The sequence below is a fragment of the Vibrio fortis genome (assembly GCF_024347475.1).
In the GTDB taxonomy this organism is placed as follows: domain Bacteria; phylum Pseudomonadota; class Gammaproteobacteria; order Enterobacterales; family Vibrionaceae; genus Vibrio; species Vibrio fortis.
This window is the reverse complement of sequence record NZ_AP025488.1, coordinates 876,792-894,819: the sequence shown is the minus strand read 5'-3', so window position 1 is coordinate 894,819 and position 18,028 is coordinate 876,792. Positions and strand designations below refer to the sequence as shown.

Sequence of the window (18,028 nt, the reverse complement as noted above, 5' to 3'; positions counted from 1 at the left end):
CTATGAGTAAACTCGAACACTGTTTATCAGAAGCAGGCTACGAACAGATTCAAGCGCTAAAAATTGGGTTTGAGCAAGAATCAAAAGACTTTATCCAGAGTAATCAGTCTTTGTTCAAGCACGCATGTGAAAACAAGCCTGACAACTCCAGCATTCAGACCCTACTCGGCTTGCTTACAAAGACCCACATCGACGCAAGCTACGAATTTAGTGCTGACAAAGATGCCAGCGAAGCGATGCAGCAAGTTCTCGAAGAAACCGTTGGGCAAGAGCATAGTCAAAAGTTCAACCATTCAAGTTCGAAAAAGCTGCAGTTCATCACTCATCTTTGGCTGTTTGTCCAAGGGCGTATGGGTATGGATTACAGCCTAGCGAACGATCATGCAATGGCGACAGCCTCACTACTATGCCGAATAGTTAGGCAGACTGAAGATGAGATTCGTGTTGCGTTCATGGGTAGCTTCTACGATGGTTTGAACATCTATCAGGCGCAGAATAAGCCATCGGGTTTCATTCATAGCTTTAAGCGTTTGTTTAACCTGTCTTAATAGCTTCACACTCAAATGAGAAATGCGCTTTGCTGTTGCAGAGCGCATTTCTTGCAATCCCGCCGTAAGAGATTCCCTATTACGCTCGTCCCTCGCTCTAGAGAATGACGGGTGTGTTTTTTTGCCATCCCTTGACCTGTTGCTCAACGACTCAAAGATACAAATAACACGAACACCGTCATCCCCGAGAAGGAGGGACGACTGAGTCGGGGATCTATCGCTAGCACAAAACCACATATGTATTAAGGGGTTCCTCCTAATACTATTTGTTACGTTAGGCAATGATGCGAATCAGATACAAAAAAGCCCCGCAGAGTGCGAGGCTTCGAATATTTCTTGTCGATTAAAAAAGCGAAATCGAACTTATCTAATCAATCGTAGATTAGCGTAAACCGTGCAAGAACTCATGACGGGTTGCTGGGTTTGACTTGAAAATCCCCCCCAGAGCCGTTGTGGTTGTTTCACTGGTTGCATCCATGACGCCACGAGACTTCACACAGTAGTGAACCGCATCCATGGTTACTGCAACATCATCAGTTTCCAACAAAGTTTGCAGTGCAACTAGGATTTGTTGCGTCATGCGCTCTTGAACTTGAGGGCGTTGTGCAAAGAAACGAACAATGCGGTTGATCTTAGAAAGACCAATGATTTTTCCACGAGGGATATAAGCAACCGCCGTTTTGCCATCGATCGTCACCAAGTGATGCTCACATGTACTGGTTACCGTGATGTCTTTCACGCGTACCATTTCTCGAACATTCATCTTGTTTTCGATTACGGTGATTTTAGGGAAGTTGGCGTAATCCAAACCAGAGAAAATCTCATCGACATACATTTTAGCAATACGATGCGGCGTTTCTTCTAAGCTGTCATCCGTTAAATCAAGTTCTAGAAGAGTCAGAATCTCACGCATATGGTGTTCGATTCGTTCTTTTTTCTCTTCACGGCTTACCTGATTCGGGCTCATTGGTGTTTCTAACCCGCGGCTCGCTAGCGCATCTTTAACCAACTTCGCTGATTCGCTAAGACCTGACATTGAACTTCCTCTTCTATTACCCCTTTTGGATGGCAGACAAGGATACTCGGAATTTTGAATAATTACACCCATATTTTAAGGGAGGTCATTATTTACGGGCCTCAAACTATGCTAAAGTGGCATCAATTTCGTTGATACCGCTGTACCAACAAACAAATCAAAATAATAACGATCAAAGGAATTCAATTATGGGCTGTTGCGACGCTCCCGGCTTGATGCCAATTGAAGAAGCACTTGATAAGCTGCTATCACCAATCACACCAATTCATGAAACACTATCACTACCGCTGGCGGATGCTTTAGGCTACGTTCTTGCTGAAGATATTCTCTCACCTATTTTTGTTCCTCCTTTTGATAACTCAGCAATGGATGGTTATGCCCTGCGTCTAGCGGATCTAGAAAATGGCTACACGCTTCCACTCGCTGGTAAATCTTTTGCAGGTCAACCGTTTGAAGGTCAATGGCCACAAAACACCTGCATTCGTATCATGACTGGCGCTAAGATACCTGAAGGTTGTGACGCGGTGATCATGCAAGAAAACACGCGTGAAACCGAAGGCGGCATTGAAATTCAGCAAACTGACATCAAGCCAAATAACAACATTCGCCCTACTGGTGATGATATCAAACAGGGTGATGTTGTACTGAGTAAAGGCGAACGCCTAACTCCTCGTGATATTCCAATGATCGCCTCTCTAGGTATTAGCCACATTCAAGTGCTGCGTAAACCTAAAGTGGCTTTTTTCTCTACAGGCGACGAACTTAAGCCTTTGGGTCAGCCATTGGAAGATGGTCAGATCTACGACAGCAACCGTTACGGTATCAAGCCACTGATTGAAGCTTTCGGCTGTGAAGCAATCGACTTAGGCATCATTCCTGATTGCCCTGCTACGCTTAAACAAACATTCGAAAAAGCGCAAGATCTCGCTGACGTCGTAGTCACTTCGGGTGGTGTAAGTGTTGGTGAAGCTGACTACACCAAAGACATCCTTGAAGAGCTTGGGCAGATTGGCTTTTGGAAACTGGCGATTAAACCGGGCAAACCTTTTGCTTTTGGTGAACTAGAGAACGCTTGGTTCTGTGGCTTACCGGGTAACCCAGTGTCTGCAGTTTTAACCATGTACGTACTTGTACAACCAATGCTTGCGAAATTGGCTGGCAATACGGCTTGGAAAGCACCTGAATCAATCCCTGCGACAACACGCTCTGCATTTAAAAAAGCACCAGGACGCACCGACTACCAACGCGGAATCTACACCATTGAAAATGGTCAGTTTGTTGTCGAGACAACAGGTAATCAAAGCTCGGGCGCATTCCGCTCAATGAGCCTTGCAAACTGCTTTGTGGTACTTGAACGTGAACGCGGCCGAGTTGAGGCGGGTGAAACCGTGCAAATCCAACTGTTCAATTCAACACTCTACTAACGAGGCTTGTTAATGGAAATTTTGTCTGACGCGGAAATGCTTCGCTACAACCGCCAGATCATCCTTAAACAGTTCGATTTTGAGGGACAAGAAGCGCTCAAGCAAAGCTCCATACTTGTGTTGGGCGCTGGCGGTTTAGGCTGTGCGGCGTCTCAGTATCTGGCGACTGCAGGTGTTGGCAAACTCACGCTTATCGATGATGACGTGGTCGAATTGTCTAACCTACAACGACAAGTTCTTCATACTGATGCAGACATCGGCAAGAAGAAGGTTGAATCAGCGGCTGAGTCACTTAAATTATTAAACCCTCATTTGGCTGTTGAGACCATTGATCGACGCCTGTCAGATGACGAACTAATCGCCTTAGTACAATCTCACTCTTTGGTATTGGATGCATGTGATAACGTAGAAACCCGAAACCAACTCAATCGTCTCTGCTATCAAGCGAAGGTACCTTTGGTATCTGGTGCAGCCATTCGTATGGAAGGACAGATCAGCGTATTCACCTACCAAGACGAAAACACTCCGTGTTATCAATGTTTGAGTGCACTATTTGGTAATGCGGCACTTAGCTGTGTTGAGGCCGGTGTTATGGCGCCAGTGGTTGGTATGGTCGGTGCTGCGCAGGCGTTAGAGGCCATCAAAGTGATTGCGCAGTTCGGCTCCCCAAAAGAAGGCAAGCTACTTATCTTAGATGCTATGTCCCACAGTTGGCGAGAAATGAAACTGATGAAAATGCCCACTTGTACAGTGTGTGGCTAACCCAGTTTTTTAAGTAACACCCATATCATTTTCACAATTGAGCTTCGACTGTTAAGTTGAAGCTTTTTTTATAGCTACCCTCGCATATTTTCATTTTGATAACGCGCACTACATCGCCTCTCATCTCGTTACCATTTCAATTCTCATTTTGAGAAAATTAACCGAGTCAAAATTTAAACCCTACAAAACAACAACTTAAGATTGGCATAAGAATTGATACTCATACATTATCTTCCATTACAAGGATGTTGATATGAGAATCCCAACGTTAAGTTTGCTTCTAAGCGCACCAATGATAGTGCAAGCAGCCCCTTTTGAAACTTGCCCAAGTAAGGCATATCTATTTCAATCTACGCCAGTTCAAGTATATGGCGTCAATCTCGTCACAGGCTCTACCACGTTGTTGCAATCGGACACAGGTATGGACGTCAATATTAATGGTGTCGGTTTCAGCTTCGATGACCGCTATATCTATGGCTACGACACAACCAATAAAAGAATTGTTCGACTTGGGGAAGATTTCCAAGCCGAAGTCGTCAACACAAGTGGCCTACCGACTGACCACACCTTTTATGTCGGGGATGTTTATAACAGTACCTACTATCTGTACCGCACTGGTAAAGGACTGTTCACTATCGACTTAACACCACTCGCGTCGGATCCCAATGCAGTCCTACCCGTTGTGAAAGTGTCTAATATTGCCACTGTTAAACTCACAGACTTTGCGTTCCATCCAAGTGATGGCAAGCTTTACGGTATCGATAACAATTCAGGAGTACTCTACTCCTTCGACCCTAACACAGGCGCAGAAACTTCGATCGGTGATACGGGCGAAACGGGTACATTTGGTGCTGGCTATTTCGATGTCAATGGTAACTACTATGTGTCACGTAACCAAGACGGCAAAATCTACCGTGTTAATCTATCGCCAGATAACGCAGCCAATATCGCTGCAGGCATAGTCCCTGCTGTAGAGTTTGTCTCTAATGGCCCTAGCTCTGGTCAAAATGACGGTGCTCGTTGTGCCAATGCTCCTGTTATTGACGAAGATTCAAATATCGATTTCGGTGATGCACCAGACAGCTACTTAACACTGCTGAACAGCAATGGCCCTCGTCATGAGCTTGATGGAATTACTTGGCTCGGAACAGAGGCACCAGACGGCGAACAAGATGGCTTTGTATCACCTCAGTCTGATGAAACAACCGGTGTCGATGATGAATGGACCAACGGTGGTATCGGATTTGTTACGGCACTTGAGGCTGGCCTCAATTCTAAAGTGATGATTGAAGCTTCGACGACAGGTTACCTGTCAGCTTGGATTGATTGGAACCAAGATGGCAGCTTTGACGGCGAAAACGAAAAAGTCTTTGCTGACTACCAACTGTCTGCAGGTGAAAATGAGCTGTTCCTTAATGTCGATGTCAGCGCATTAACGGGGACTACTTGGGCTCGATTCCGTTTCAGTCAACAAACCAACCTTGAATATTATGGCGGTTCAACATCGGGTGAGGTTGTCGATATTCAAGTCGATGTGCTTAACGATGGAGCGACTGCTCGCTACTTCCCAAGCGCTTCTGGTTACGCAACACTAGCGTACGAAGATAACTGGCCGTATAAAGCGGATTACGACATGAACGATGCCGTGCTTCGCTATCGCATCACAGAGATCTTAAAAGATGGCAAAGTCGTCAAATCCACTATTGATGGTCGTTTAGTCGCTGTCGGCGCTGATTACCTAAATGGCTTTGCCGTACGCCTACCAAATCTTGCACCGAGTTCTGTTAGCACTGGCAACTCCTATATGAAAGAGAACGGTGTCTTTACTTCTCTAAATATGGAAAGTGGTCGTAGCGAAGCTATCTTTGTTGTCGCAGAGAATCTCACTGAGAAAATTGCCACCAGCTGTGATTTCTATCGTACCCAGAATGGCTGTAAAGATGACGAACAATTTGCGTTCCAAATTGGCATTTCACTGGATGGTGAAGGCGTTGATACCAGCGCTTGGACAGACATGCCGTATGACCCGTTCATCTTTGCAACACCAGGGCACTATCACGGTCCCAACCTACCTCTGCACCCAGGTCGCAGTTGGGAAGTACATTTGGCAGACCAGGCACCAACAGAGGCCTTTGACAGCGCAAATCTATTTGAAACGGGTTTAGGTGTTGATGACAGTAGTCCAAGCGAAGGCAAGTACTTCAAAACAGCGGAGAATCATCCTTGGGCACTAATGATCACATCAACCACTGAATGGGAATGGCCACAAGAGCGTGTAGACATTGTTACTGCATATCCACAATTCAAAACGTTCGCAGAATCTGGCGGTGCAGATGCTACCAACTGGTTCCAGTCACCTGAAGCTGGTCAATGCTATGACTTGAGCACAGAGGAGTAATAATGATGAACAAGCAAATGAAATCCTCACACTCTAGTCGCTATAACTTTGATTCATCAGCTGTAAAGGGAACATTAACAAAAGGAAGTAGAGCCATGGTTAAACAAGCTTCATTGATGACATTAATCGCCAGTACTACTTTAATCTTTGGTTGTGGTGGAGGTGGCGGCGGAGGTGGCGGTTCAACAGCTGCGCCCGCTCCGGCAGTGGCAAGCACGATGTCTAATTTAACCGTACCAGATGGCTTTGACTACAACCCGGTAGAGCAGCATGACCTTGATATCGATATCAGCCACATTTCGACGAGCCGTTCATTTGTGTCTGTTTACAGCCGCTACTCTGAGCGCAGTGATGCTACATTTAAACCAGATTACTCAAGCCGACTAATTGCTGGATCACTAAATAATGGGCAGTTCAGTTCTTCATTTACGGCCCCAATCAGTGAGGAGAGTATCCTTATTGAAATCTGGTTCTATGACGGTCAACCACCGCTTCAACAAGTGGTTTCATCAGATGTTATGCAAGTAACCTGGTAGATAACTGAGCAACGATAAGCGAGCCTATATGGGCTCGCTTTTTGTTGTTGGTTACCTCACGAGCTCGACACGCTTGATTAACAAATATGGATAACTGGCGTATCTTAAAACTAATTGCATACAGTCTAGGAGTTAAAATAACACTCTATGAAACAGCTAAAGTTGGCGTTTGTTGTTCTCGGCGCAGGTATTCTGGTGTTAGTGGTGCTAATACAGTTGACCGCCCCCTCCTCTGATCCCATACAAAAACGGGCAATCGTTATGGCGAATACGTTGACCCAATCTCTTGATGGTCATCGCCGTTACCTGACCTTAAAACTTGATGGCGAGCCAAGCTTTCGATTGTCGGTACCAGCGACTCTTGATTGCCCCATTGATTCTGTAGTGATTGTTGATGCATTATTGAATCAAACAACCGGACAACAAAGCTATAAATATCAGCGCTGTATTGCTGCTGATGCTACTCATTAGCGTATCCAAAAATCATCGCTTTTAGATATCTAAAATCACACAACACAGGAAGTGGAGTACCATGACTCAACCTCTGATCACACCCGCTCAATTAAACGAACTGTTAAAACAGCAAGACATTATCCTTCTCGATGCCAGTATCGAATTTCAGATCCCGGGAGAAGCACAGAAAATCACAGACCAGTACATTCCTGGCACGATTAAATTCGACTATGACAAAGACTTTTGCAATAAGCATACTTTGCTCCCGCACATGTTCCCTACCGAGAAGCATTTCAATGAGCGTGCTAGAGCATTGGGCATCAACAACGCCAGCACCGTCGTTGTCTATGACAATGCTGGTACGTTTGCTTCGCCACGTGCTTGGTGGATGTTTCATGCTATGGGACACAACAATACGCTGATTCTAGATGGTGGTTTACCAGCATGGGTAGAGTGTGGATTTGAGACCGTTTCAGATTACACCGCCGTCGATGCACAAGGGGACTTTGAAGGCTCGCTCGACAAGGATTACTTCATCGATGCCGTTCAAGTAAACGAATACTCTAGAACGCAACAAGCAAATATTCTTGATGCACGTTCGCAAGCTCGTTTCGATTCTAAGGTACCTGAGCCTAGGCCGGGCCTAAGAAGTGGGCACATTCCAAATTCAATCTGCCTACCCTTTGCACAAGTTATGGAAAATGGTCGCTTAAAATCAGACCAAGAACTGAAGTCTATCTTTAGCAATCTAAACCTAGAGCAAACTATGCCTATAGTCTTTAGCTGCGGCTCTGGTGTTACCGCTTGCATTATTTTGCTGGCGGCTAAAATTGCAGGGCATACAAACCCTATGAGTGTTTACGATGGTTCGTGGACTGAGTGGGGAGCCAAAGAAGAGCTACCGATCGAAGTGACCAAGTCATAAAAATAACGGCTAATTGGTCTAGATAACAAATAACTTTGATCGAAAAGATACTGCGTCGCTATGTGTTTTGTTACTATACAACACAACAAATACGGCGTTCTTTTTTTGCAATTTCGATTCAAGGTTTCTCAAAACTGGCCGTTACATGAGTGTTATCTAGACCCAAAGGCGTTGTATGGCTGTATTCAAAAAAAATATCTGGACGTTGTACGTATTGATCGTACTACTGACTACGATACTTTTTTCCGCATTTGGGATTATCAAGTGGCAAACCAATCGTGACGACTTCACTCGCCAGCAACACATGCAGCTTGAGCTATTCTCGAATTCTGTCGACTCACTACTGACTAGCCAAGAAGCACTGCTTGAGGTCGTCGGCCATCAACTAGTGCAGCAATCTGATTTTACCCGCACGGCTGCGATTCAAATTCGTCCTATCTTGGATAAACTGCTCGATACACACCCTGCAATTGCGGCCTTTGGTTTGATAAACCCTCAAGGTGAGTATTTGGCCGTTAGCTCCAACTTAATGCTTACAGAACAAAGTAACCTGCTTGATTACGATTACACACGTGAGTCGTTTCTAGAGGCCATTGAAAGCCAGAAAATGGTATTGGGTCGAACCTATTTCCAAGACTCATTAGGTACGTTGATCATCCCAATCCGCAAATCGATATCCATCAATGGCACTGATGTTGCCGCGGTAATGACGGCTGGGTTAAAACTCAACAGCACCATTTTGTTTAAAAAGAACGTAAACACTGCAGATCACAACAGTTTAAGTTTGCTACGTGATGATCTATACAGACAGTTCTATTCTAAAGACGTGGTTTCACTAAGAGCTTACTCAACACCTGTCGATGAAAACATGGTTAATCGTATTGCTGATAGCTTTGCGAAAACTTACAAAACCAATATTCAAGACGCGAAAAATAGCGGTGACATCTACTCGATCATCGTTGAGGATTCTGGCCAGAATTGCATTGTCACTACGACCTACCTCAAAGACTACAATTTGTGGGTAATTGCTAGCACGCAACTCGCTTATGTTGACCAAGTATTTTGGCAAGAATTTAGCATTTATATCGGTGTGTTCTTATTGTTACACGCCGGCTTTTACATATTGGTTAAGTCTATCTCGAAGAGCGAGCTACGAACACGCACGCAGCTTATCTACCAAGCAAACCATGACCCACTGACCTCTTTACCGAATCGCTTCTATATGCGCCAGAACATCAGTCGTTGGCTCGATGACGAGAAGCATCCGTTTACACTACTGTTTATCGATATAGATAACTTCAAGAGCGTGAACGACACTCATGGTCATGACTTCGGCGATAAGATCTTGAAACAAATCGCCCTGCGTCTGAGCCGCTTCCAATCTCGCCTTAGCCTAGTGATCAGAGATTCAAGTGATGAGTTCTTATTCTTAACGCCACTCACTAATGAGAGCGAACTGCACCGCTTAGCTGAACGAATTATCGAGGTATTGTCCAAGCCTTACGATGTAGACGAAGCGCAGTTCTTATTGAGCTGTAGCATCGGTATCGCGCAGTTCCCGCAACATGGTCGAGATCTCGATAGCCTTCTCCGCTCAGCAGATATCTCGATGTACAAGGCGAAACAGCAGCAGAACTCATACAGCATGTTCACAGCCGAAATGCAGGAAACGCACTTATACAAGATGAAAGTGGAACAGAAGTTAAGGGTTGCCGTTGAAAAACAGACGCTCTTTATGGTGTTCCAACCGCTTCTGCGAGCAGATGGTAACGTGAATGGTGTTGAAGCCTTAGTACGTTGGATTGATGACGAGCTTGGTTTTGTACCGCCTGACGTATTCATCCCTATTGCTGAAAAGACGGGATTAATGCCTAGATTAGGCGCGTTTATCATTGAATCAAGTGTTCAACAAATCGCGCATCTACACCGAATTGAGATGGTCAAGCTAGGGCTATCGATCAACATTTCAGTGCGTCAGTTTATGCATGCTTCATTTACGGAACATCTTCTAGCGACACTGGAAAAGTACCAGTTCCCGAGTGACTATCTAACGCTTGAGATCACGGAGAACTTATTCATTGAAGACGTGCAACAGGTACGCCCTATCTTTGAGTCACTCAATGACAGAGGTATTAAGATCTCACTGGATGATTTCGGAACAGGATATTCTTCACTGAGTATGCTGAAAGCTCTACCAATATACGAATTGAAGATCGATAAGAGCTTTATTGAGAACATTAACTGCGATGCGCAATCTCTGACTATGGTTCAAAACATCATCGCCATTGGTAAAAACTTTGGCATGGTAGTACTGGCAGAAGGGGTTGAGACCAAAGAACACTTTGATGTGTTAAAGGCTTGTCACTGTGACTTAATGCAAGGCTACTACTTCTCGCGCCCGATACCGTATGAGGAGCTCAGCCAGTACCTCAAACAATATGCTCCTTCATTAAAAGAAGAGTGTGAAGCATAAAAAAATGGAAGCGCGTGCTTCCATTTTTTACATCCTTATTAGGTATAACCCAAAGAGCCGCTCTGGTAAGCGAATAAGCACACTATCTAGTTAGTACCCTCACCCTTTTCTGCATATTTCATCTGTTCGTCTAAGTTGAGAACGGTTAGTGCATTACTTACGCTGGTCGCAATCACATCCACAACCCCAGTACGAAGCGCACCAAGCAGTGCTAATGGTTTACTGTTTTCGGCTGCGATAGCAATCACCTCCGCAATAGGGCGAAACTCTTCTAGACCCAAACCAATAACACGGTCACTCATTACTGTGTTGGCTGCTTTTCCGTGAACATCAAAAAAGTCATAGCCAGCAAAGTCACCAACCACACCTTGTAACAAGCGAGATTGAACAACCTCCCCTGCTGTAAACCAGCCTAGGTCAACCATATAGCTGTTCTCGCTCATGTCACCAATACCCACTAACGCCACATCTGCCTTACGAGCAAGGTCTAAGGTTTGCTTAACTGTGCTGTTTTCCATAAAGGCCGTTTTCTGAGCCTTGTTCTCCGCATAAGCGGGCGCATACAGAGTTTCCGATGAACCGCCATACTTTTTCGCTAGCTGACGACAAATGTGGTCTGCGTTAAACATACCACCTCTTGGGTGTATACCACCGATGCCACATACAAACTTACAGTCACGGGGAGTAATTACACCGGTATGATGTGCGACAGACGATACGTTACGGCCTTGACCGACGGTCACTACCATACCGTTTTTTAGGGTACTGGTTAGATAGTTGGACACTAGACCCGCTACTTGTTGTCGCTGTTGTTCTTCATTCGGTTGGTCTAGCGCGACAAGCGCACGTTTAACCCCAAAACGTTCAATTAGGCGTTGCTCTATTTTGGCGCTGAATACAGGGTGGTACTTAACCGTAATTTCTACGATACCTTCGTCTCGGGCTTGCTTGAGCATTCGACCAACCTTTGCACGAGAGATTGAGAACTTTTTCGATATCTCTTCCTGTGTCGCACCGTCTTGATAGTAGGCAACCGCCACTTCGGTGAGAAGATCAGTATTTTCTTCCGACACATCTTGAATATTCTTACTCATATACCACCCAACAAGTATTTAACAAATTATTTACCTAAATAAACAGCAATTGCTCGATAACAAAGCAACTGTCGCAATAGTTTACACTATGAACATATGTAATGGTAGAAAACAAATGCTCACCCAATCCGCTGTCACCAAAGTGTAATTGAACTGGTTAACACGCGAGCATTAAACGTTTGCTTTCAGACCCCGTGTTTATTGGAGTAAATTATATTTGATTAAAGTCACTTTACTGCACTATTTGCCATTGACTTTACCGTGAGATCGGATAAATATGGCTTCATCATTTACTCAGCCAACGAACATATGTTCGAAGCAAATGTTCGTCAGCTCGAAATTTTAAAATTAATGAACAACTGAACCAATGATTTGGTGATGAGAAGTTTATTAGCTAGCTTGCAAATGCCCACATCTCACTTCACTCGAGATGTTATGCGATAGATAGGATGATCAACATGAGCAACAAATTAGAGCAACTTCGTAAACTAACGACAGTAGTAGCAGACACTGGTGAAATTGATGCAATCAAAAAGTACCAACCAGAAGACGCAACAACTAACCCTTCTCTGATTCTTAAAGCGGCTCAAATCGAAGAGTATGCGCCACTTATCGATGCTTCAATCGAATACGCTAAAGCACAAAGCGCTGATAAAGCACAACAAGTACAAGACACTTGTGACATGCTTGCAGTAAACATCGGTAAAGAAATCCTTAAAACGATCCCAGGCCGTATCTCTACTGAAGTAGATGCTCGTCTTTCTTACGACACTGAAGGCAGCGTAGCTAAAGCTCGTCAGCTTGTAAAAATGTACAACGACGCAGGCATCACTAACGATCGCATCCTAATCAAACTGGCTTCAACTTGGGAAGGCATCCGCGCTGCTGAAATCCTAGAGAAAGAAGGCATCAACTGTAACCTAACGCTTCTATTCTCTTTCGCTCAAGCTCGTGCATGTGCTGAAGCTGGCGTATTCCTTATCTCTCCATTCGTTGGTCGTATCATGGACTGGTACAAAGCGAAAGAAGGTCGCGATTTCGAAGCTTCAGAAGATCCAGGCGTAATCTCAGTAACTGACATCTACAACTACTACAAAGAGCACGGCTACAACACTGTCGTTATGGGCGCAAGCTTCCGTAACATCGGCGAGATCCTAGAACTTGCTGGTTGTGACCGTCTAACTATCGCTCCTGCTCTTCTAGCTGAACTAGAAGCAGCTGAAGGTGAAGTTGTAGAGAAGCTAGTTGACTCTAAAGGCTCTAAAGAGCGCCCTGCTCCAATGACTCACGCTGAGTTCCTATGGGAGCACAACCTAGACGCAATGGCAGTTGAGAAAGTTGCAGAAGGTATCCGCAACTTCGCAGTTGACCAAGGCAAACTAGAAGACATGATCGCAGCTAAACTGTAATCACACAGAATTAAAAAAGGGGAACGTTTGCGTTCCCCTTTCAATTTCCAATTGCAATATTTTAAACACTGGTAGTTATTATGGATCGTAAACATCTAGCTAATGCTATTCGTGCTCTAAGCATGGACGGCGTACAACAAGCAAACTCTGGCCACCCAGGCGCACCTATGGGTATGGCTGACATCGCTGAAGTTCTTTGGCGTGATCACCTAAACCACAACCCGTCAAACCCAGAGTGGGCTGACCGCGACCGTTTTGTTCTTTCAAACGGCCACGGCTCAATGCTGATTTACTCTCTGCTTCACCTAGCAGGCTACGAGCTATCAATCGAAGATCTTAAGAATTTCCGTCAACTGCACTCTAAGACTCCAGGTCACCCAGAGTACGGTTACGCACCGGGTATCGAAACAACAACGGGTCCACTAGGCCAAGGTATCACGAACGCTGTTGGTATGGCGCTGGCTGAGAAAACTCTAGCAGCACAATTCAACAAAGAAGGCCACGACATCGTTGACCACTTCACCTATGCATTCATGGGTGACGGCTGTCTGATGGAAGGTATCTCTCACGAAGCATGTTCTCTAGCGGGTACGCTAGGTCTTGGTAAGCTTATCGCTTTCTGGGATGACAACGGCATCTCTATCGATGGTGAAGTTGAAGGCTGGTTCTCTGATGATACGCCTAAGCGTTTTGAAGCATACGGCTGGCACGTAATCCCAGCAGTAGACGGCCACGATGCAGAAGCTATCAACGCAGCTATCGTTGCAGCGAAAGCAGACCCACGTCCTACGCTAATCTGTACTAAGACTATCATTGGTTTTGGTTCTCCAAACAAATCTGGTTCACACGACTGTCACGGTGCACCACTAGGCGCTGAAGAAATTGCAGCTACACGTAAAGAACTTGGTTGGGAGCACGGTCCTTTTGAAATTCCGTCGGAAGTCTACTCAGAGTGGGATGCGAAAGAAGCAGGCGCAGCTAAGGAAGCAGCGTGGAACGAGAAACTTGCAGCTTATGAAGCAGCACACCCTGAGCTGGCAGCTGAATTCAAACGCCGCGTAAACGGTGAACTTCCAGCACAGTGGGAAGAGAAAGCAAACCAAATCATTGCTGACCTTCAAGCTAACCCAGCAAACATTGCATCACGTAAAGCGTCTCAAAACGCACTAGAAGCGTTCGGTGCTATGCTACCTGAATTCCTAGGCGGTTCTGCTGACCTTGCACCTTCTAACCTAACTATGTGGTCTGGTTCGAAGTCTGTTTCTGCTGAAGATCCAGCGGGTAACTACATCCACTACGGTGTACGTGAATTCGGTATGACGGCGATCATGAACGGTATCGCTCTGCACGGTGGTTTCGTACCATACGGCGCTACTTTCCTAATGTTCATGGAATACGCTCGTAACGCAATGCGCATGGCTGCTCTGATGAAAGTTCAGAACATCCAAGTTTACACGCACGACTCTATCGGTCTTGGCGAAGATGGTCCAACTCACCAACCAGTTGAGCAAATGGCTTCTCTACGTCTGACTCCAAACATGAGCACATGGCGCCCATGTGACCAAGTTGAGTCTGCAGTAGCTTGGAAACTGGCTATCGAACGTAAAGACGGTCCAACGTCTCTAATCTTCTCTCGTCAAAACCTTGCACAGCAAGAGCGTAGCGAAGAGCAAGTAGCGAACATCGCGAAGGGTGGTTACATCCTGAAAGATTGTGAAGGCAAGCCAGAGCTAATCCTTATCGCTACAGGTTCTGAAGTTGAGCTAGCAGTTAACGCTGCGGCTGAGCTAACAGCTGAAGGCAAGAAAGTACGCGTTGTTTCAATGCCTGCTACAGACGCATTCGACAAGCAAGACGCTGAGTACCGTGAATCTGTACTTCCATCTGACGTAACAGCTCGTATCGCTGTAGAAGCTGGCATCGCTGACTTCTGGTACAAGTACGTTGGTTTCGGTGGCAAGATCATCGGTATGACAACATTCGGTGAATCTGCACCTGCAGGTGAGCTATTCAAGATGTTCGGTTTCACTACTGAAAACGTAGTAAACACAGCGAAAGAGCTGCTAGCTTAATCTCTGCATCTCGATATCAAAATGCCCCGCTATTTAAGCGGGGCATTTTTTATTGTATCTCTTCTACATTCACTTCTGTGCTGAACTTTACGGTTTTAGTCGACACTGAGGTGTGAAATTTTCTGATGTTTTTATCTTGATGAAGCACCCGTTCAATAAAGCGTTCATAGGCTTGAATATCTGGCACAGATAGGACAATCAGAAAATCGTAGCCACCCGTTATTTGGTAGCACTGAGTCACCTCTGGTGCTTGCTCAACAGAGTTTCGAAATACACTGTAGATATCACCTCTATCACGTTCCATCTCCACAGAGACAATCAAGGTCATCTTGTTACCTGCCAACGCAGGGTTAATCAGAGAGACATCCCCAACTATCACCTTCTCTTTACGAAGGCGTTTGACCCGCTTGAGACAAGCTGGAGCGGAGAGGCCGACCTCCTCTGCCAAATCGACATTGGCGATACGGTTGTTCTTTTGCAAAATAGCCAAGATACTTCGATCAATTCGGTCTAATTCCATATATTTCCCAAAACCTCATAATTATGAAATTTTTGTTAGCATTTAAATAAAACAAGAAATCTGGATACGTAGAACCACTCATTTCATTAAACATATTTCCCGTGAATACCTTAGCATTCTCTCTATCAGTTGTAATGAAAAGGATATAACAATGAGAAAGTTCCACAATTTCTTCTCAGAGCTATGGCGCGAAATTTTTGATGTGACCTGGACGCTGTATAAATTGATGATCCCCATCATTATCATCATCAAAATCGTTGAAGAGATGGATGGCATTACTGTGTTAAGCGAATGGCTAAGCCCTTTAATGAGCTTTGTTGGTCTGCCAAGTGAGATGGGGCTTGTATGGGCTACGACACTTCTTACCAACATTTATGCCGGGTTATTAGTGTTTATGAACACCAACGCCGAGCTCAGCGTCGCACAAGTATCGGTATTAGGTTCATTAATGTTGATTGCACATTCATTGCCCATTGAAGCGGCTGTGGCCAAACGCGCCGGAGTGAGCGTTTTCGCGACTATGGTACTCAGACTTGGTGGAGGTTTGCTGTTTGCTTGGATTCTTCACCAGACTTACACATGGGGCGGGATTCTTGAGCAATCAGCGCAAGTCATATGGGCTCCCGACCTTACCAATGAGCAAAGCTACCTTGAATGGGCTTGGAGCCAAGTAGAAAGCCTATTTATGATTTTTGTCGTCATTTCTGTACTTCTATTTACACTCAAAGTGCTCAAGATTTTGGGCATTGAAAAACTTATCGCCATCGCTCTGCGCCCAGTACTAAAAATTCTTGGAATTAGCCCAGAAGCAACCAACATGACCATCGTTGGTATGACACTAGGGATCTCTTTCGGTGGAGGTTTATTGATTAATGAGGCCAACAAAGGACATATCCCGGCACGAGATATCTTTACCGCTATCATGTTATTGAACTTAGTCCACAGTATGATTGAAGACACCATTCTCATCATGTTGATAGGTGCCGATTTCATCTCGATCTTCTGGGGGAGATTACTGTTTGGCTTAGTCGTAGTTGCGTTGATCTCTCACGTACTCAAACGTACAAGCGACCGCACCTGTGAGAAATACCTCTACAAAAGCCTGAATGGATAATTCAAACACTAAAGTACCTAAGAAAAGCCCCGCGAGTGCGGGGCTTTGTTTAAACAATTGGTATGATATTAAAAAGTAAAGGCTAGGTTTCCGCCAACACCAAACTGGTTATCACCAGCATAGCTTCCTGCAATATCAAGACTAACTAAGTCTCCCGGGCTGATTCCAATTCCGGCAGTTATTGAACTATCCAATGTATCTTCTAGATCAATCTCATATCCAGCACGAAGCTGAGCCCAACCCCAAGCATTGCCTTCTACACCAAAACGTAAAAACTGCGTGTCATCCGCTAAACTAGCGAACCGCTCTTGGGTAGTCAGGTCCCAATCGACAGTTGCCGTGAATAGTTCCATTGCATAAGCACCTGAAAGCGTAACTTGTGTATCTAAATTGTAAGTATCATTGCCGTCAAAGGTTTTTACCTCTTGTGCCAACAGGTCTTTAATGGCAATTCCTATACGATAATTGTTGTGTATGAGTACAGCACCTAAGTCAACATTGAAAGCTGTCTCGCTCACTTCACTTTGATCATAATCTTCGATATCAAAATCATTGATGTTGGCAGACTCTTGGTAAGTCATCAACTCTTGGTATTTTGGCGTGATTCCAAAAGAAACATCATAGCCCGCGAGGTTGATCCGCTTCGCTAATGCTAAACCAAACTCGGAATACCCAAATGCAACCATGTGTACTTCAGATGCTGCTACATCATCAGCTGTCGTGTTCCCCGAAGTATCTACGTCCGGCACAGCAATAACCTCTGCATACCCGCGAGTAAAAAGGTTTGCAGAAAGAGCTTTAATTGGAAAAGCAACAGCTAACCCAGCACCAGCAGTTACCGCAACAGGTGAGTTACCTTTAATTTCACTTAATAAGCGATCAACTTCAGGATCGTTAATACTACCAGGATTTCGATCAATGGCATCTTGTAGGTCTTCGATCAAAGAAATTGTATCGTCGGTATCTTTCGCTGTTACTCCAATTGAAGGCACTAATAAACCAAAATCATCTTCTTCTCTATGAACCGCCACCAACGCAGGGTTATAGAAAGGAGCAAGAAGAAAATCAGCAGACGTTACGCCTGTATTACCCATACCATTACCGCGACCATCCGCGATAATATTAGCCGAGCTAGCATTAAATGCAATTAACGATAGAGCCACTGCTAGTGACGTTTTTGCCATATTTATCATTTTTTATATTATCCTTATAATCTATTCGCGTGAACACTGTTGCGTGTCAATGCATATAGGATAATAACCGA

15 protein-coding genes are annotated in these 18,028 nt (G+C 44.9%); 11 read left to right on the top strand and 4 right to left on the bottom strand.

All coding sequences use genetic code 11. The annotated features are described in order from the left end of the window. The first annotated feature begins 2 nt into the window (after positions 1 to 2). On the top strand, positions 3 to 548 hold the full coding sequence (locus OCV50_RS18505) for a hypothetical protein (RefSeq protein WP_261904196.1): 546 nt from the start codon (positions 3 to 5) through the stop codon (positions 546 to 548). Between the two features lie 382 nt (positions 549 to 930). Here the strand turns inward: OCV50_RS18505 and folE are convergent, their stop codons facing one another. Beyond that, complete coding sequence (folE, locus tag OCV50_RS18500; RefSeq protein WP_239839801.1) at positions 931 to 1,584, bottom strand: GTP cyclohydrolase I FolE; 654 nt, start codon at positions 1,582 to 1,584, stop codon at positions 931 to 933. Positions 1,585 to 1,772: 188 nt separating this feature from the next. Between folE and moeA the strand changes: the two genes are divergently transcribed. The 7 genes from moeA to OCV50_RS18465 all read left to right on the top strand — a co-directional run bounded on the left by moeA (position 1,773) and on the right by OCV50_RS18465 (position 10,555). Continuing rightward, the gene (gene moeA, locus OCV50_RS18495) at positions 1,773 to 3,008 is read left to right on the top strand and encodes a molybdopterin molybdotransferase MoeA (RefSeq protein ID WP_261904195.1); all 1,236 of its coding nucleotides are present in this window, start codon (positions 1,773 to 1,775) and stop codon (positions 3,006 to 3,008) included. A 12-nt stretch (positions 3,009 to 3,020) separates the two neighbouring features. Further along, positions 3,021 to 3,770: a molybdopterin-synthase adenylyltransferase MoeB gene (gene moeB, locus OCV50_RS18490; protein ID WP_261904194.1), complete on the top strand. Its 750-nt coding sequence runs from the start codon at positions 3,021 to 3,023 to the stop codon at positions 3,768 to 3,770. Positions 3,771 to 4,023: 253 nt separating this feature from the next. Continuing rightward, positions 4,024 to 6,168, top strand: coding sequence for an LruC domain-containing protein (locus OCV50_RS18485; protein WP_261904193.1), 2,145 nt, complete (start codon positions 4,024 to 4,026; stop codon positions 6,166 to 6,168). 2 nt (positions 6,169 to 6,170) lie between these two features. Continuing rightward, complete coding sequence (locus tag OCV50_RS18480; RefSeq protein WP_390905155.1) at positions 6,171 to 6,704, top strand: hypothetical protein; 534 nt, start codon at positions 6,171 to 6,173, stop codon at positions 6,702 to 6,704. Positions 6,705 to 6,851: 147 nt separating this feature from the next. Continuing rightward, entirely contained in the window at positions 6,852 to 7,175 is a 324-nt protein-coding gene (locus tag OCV50_RS18475) for a hypothetical protein (protein ID WP_261904191.1), read from the top strand. 61 nt (positions 7,176 to 7,236) lie between these two features. After that, positions 7,237 to 8,082: a sulfurtransferase gene (locus tag OCV50_RS18470; protein WP_261904190.1), complete on the top strand. Its 846-nt coding sequence runs from the start codon at positions 7,237 to 7,239 to the stop codon at positions 8,080 to 8,082. 175 nt (positions 8,083 to 8,257) lie between these two features. Next, positions 8,258 to 10,555, top strand: a complete 2,298-nt coding sequence (locus tag OCV50_RS18465) for a bifunctional diguanylate cyclase/phosphodiesterase (protein WP_239839794.1) — start codon at positions 8,258 to 8,260, stop codon at positions 10,553 to 10,555. Positions 10,556 to 10,641: 86 nt separating this feature from the next. On the opposite strand, the gene OCV50_RS18460 is transcribed toward OCV50_RS18465, so the two are convergent. Then, entirely contained in the window at positions 10,642 to 11,649 is a 1,008-nt protein-coding gene (locus OCV50_RS18460) for a sugar-binding transcriptional regulator (RefSeq protein WP_261904189.1), read from the bottom strand. Positions 11,650 to 12,107: 458 nt separating this feature from the next. Here OCV50_RS18460 and tal point away from each other — a divergent pair, with 458 nt between their 5' ends. Together tal and tkt are read left to right on the top strand one after the other, a co-directional pair. Continuing rightward, entirely contained in the window at positions 12,108 to 13,058 is a 951-nt protein-coding gene (gene tal / locus OCV50_RS18455) for a transaldolase (RefSeq protein ID WP_032552749.1), read from the top strand. A gap of 80 nt (positions 13,059 to 13,138) precedes the next feature. Beyond that, positions 13,139 to 15,130, top strand: a complete 1,992-nt coding sequence (tkt, locus tag OCV50_RS18450) for a transketolase (protein WP_261904188.1) — start codon at positions 13,139 to 13,141, stop codon at positions 15,128 to 15,130. A gap of 49 nt (positions 15,131 to 15,179) precedes the next feature. Here tkt and OCV50_RS18445 read toward each other — a convergent pair whose 3' ends face one another. Then, positions 15,180 to 15,650, bottom strand: coding sequence for an Lrp/AsnC family transcriptional regulator (locus OCV50_RS18445; RefSeq protein WP_239840447.1), 471 nt, complete (start codon positions 15,648 to 15,650; stop codon positions 15,180 to 15,182). Positions 15,651 to 15,801: 151 nt separating this feature from the next. Between OCV50_RS18445 and OCV50_RS18440 the strand changes: the two genes are divergently transcribed. Then, complete coding sequence (locus tag OCV50_RS18440) at positions 15,802 to 16,764, top strand: hypothetical protein (RefSeq protein ID WP_261904187.1); 963 nt, start codon at positions 15,802 to 15,804, stop codon at positions 16,762 to 16,764. 68 nt (positions 16,765 to 16,832) lie between these two features. Here the strand turns inward: OCV50_RS18440 and OCV50_RS18435 are convergent, their stop codons facing one another. Beyond that, positions 16,833 to 17,957 carry a conjugal transfer protein TraF gene (locus tag OCV50_RS18435; RefSeq protein ID WP_261904186.1) on the bottom strand — a complete coding sequence of 375 codons (1,125 nt, stop codon included), beginning with the start codon at positions 17,955 to 17,957 and terminating at the stop codon, positions 16,833 to 16,835. Between the last annotated feature and the right edge of the window lie 71 nt (positions 17,958 to 18,028).

Coding starts and splice junctions, on each gene's coding strand:
- OCV50_RS18485 (WP_261904193.1), top strand. CDS start 4,024: ATGAGAATCCCAACGTTAAGTTTGCTTCTAAGCGCACCAATGATAGTG.
- OCV50_RS18460 (WP_261904189.1), bottom strand. CDS start 11,649: ATGAGTAAGAATATTCAAGATGTGTCGGAAGAAAATACTGATCTTCTC.
- tal (WP_032552749.1), top strand. CDS start 12,108: ATGAGCAACAAATTAGAGCAACTTCGTAAACTAACGACAGTAGTAGCA.
- OCV50_RS18435 (WP_261904186.1), bottom strand. CDS start 17,957: ATGATAAATATGGCAAAAACGTCACTAGCAGTGGCTCTATCGTTAATT.
- OCV50_RS18480 (WP_390905155.1), top strand. CDS start 6,171: ATGATGAACAAGCAAATGAAATCCTCACACTCTAGTCGCTATAACTTT.
- OCV50_RS18505 (WP_261904196.1), top strand. CDS start 3: ATGAGTAAACTCGAACACTGTTTATCAGAAGCAGGCTACGAACAGATT.
- tkt (WP_261904188.1), top strand. CDS start 13,139: ATGGATCGTAAACATCTAGCTAATGCTATTCGTGCTCTAAGCATGGAC.
- OCV50_RS18465 (WP_239839794.1), top strand. CDS start 8,258: ATGGCTGTATTCAAAAAAAATATCTGGACGTTGTACGTATTGATCGTA.
- moeA (WP_261904195.1), top strand. CDS start 1,773: ATGGGCTGTTGCGACGCTCCCGGCTTGATGCCAATTGAAGAAGCACTT.
- moeB (WP_261904194.1), top strand. CDS start 3,021: ATGGAAATTTTGTCTGACGCGGAAATGCTTCGCTACAACCGCCAGATC.
- OCV50_RS18445 (WP_239840447.1), bottom strand. CDS start 15,650: ATGGAATTAGACCGAATTGATCGAAGTATCTTGGCTATTTTGCAAAAG.
- OCV50_RS18470 (WP_261904190.1), top strand. CDS start 7,237: ATGACTCAACCTCTGATCACACCCGCTCAATTAAACGAACTGTTAAAA.
- folE (WP_239839801.1), bottom strand. CDS start 1,584: ATGTCAGGTCTTAGCGAATCAGCGAAGTTGGTTAAAGATGCGCTAGCG.
- OCV50_RS18475 (WP_261904191.1), top strand. CDS start 6,852: ATGAAACAGCTAAAGTTGGCGTTTGTTGTTCTCGGCGCAGGTATTCTG.
- OCV50_RS18440 (WP_261904187.1), top strand. CDS start 15,802: ATGAGAAAGTTCCACAATTTCTTCTCAGAGCTATGGCGCGAAATTTTT.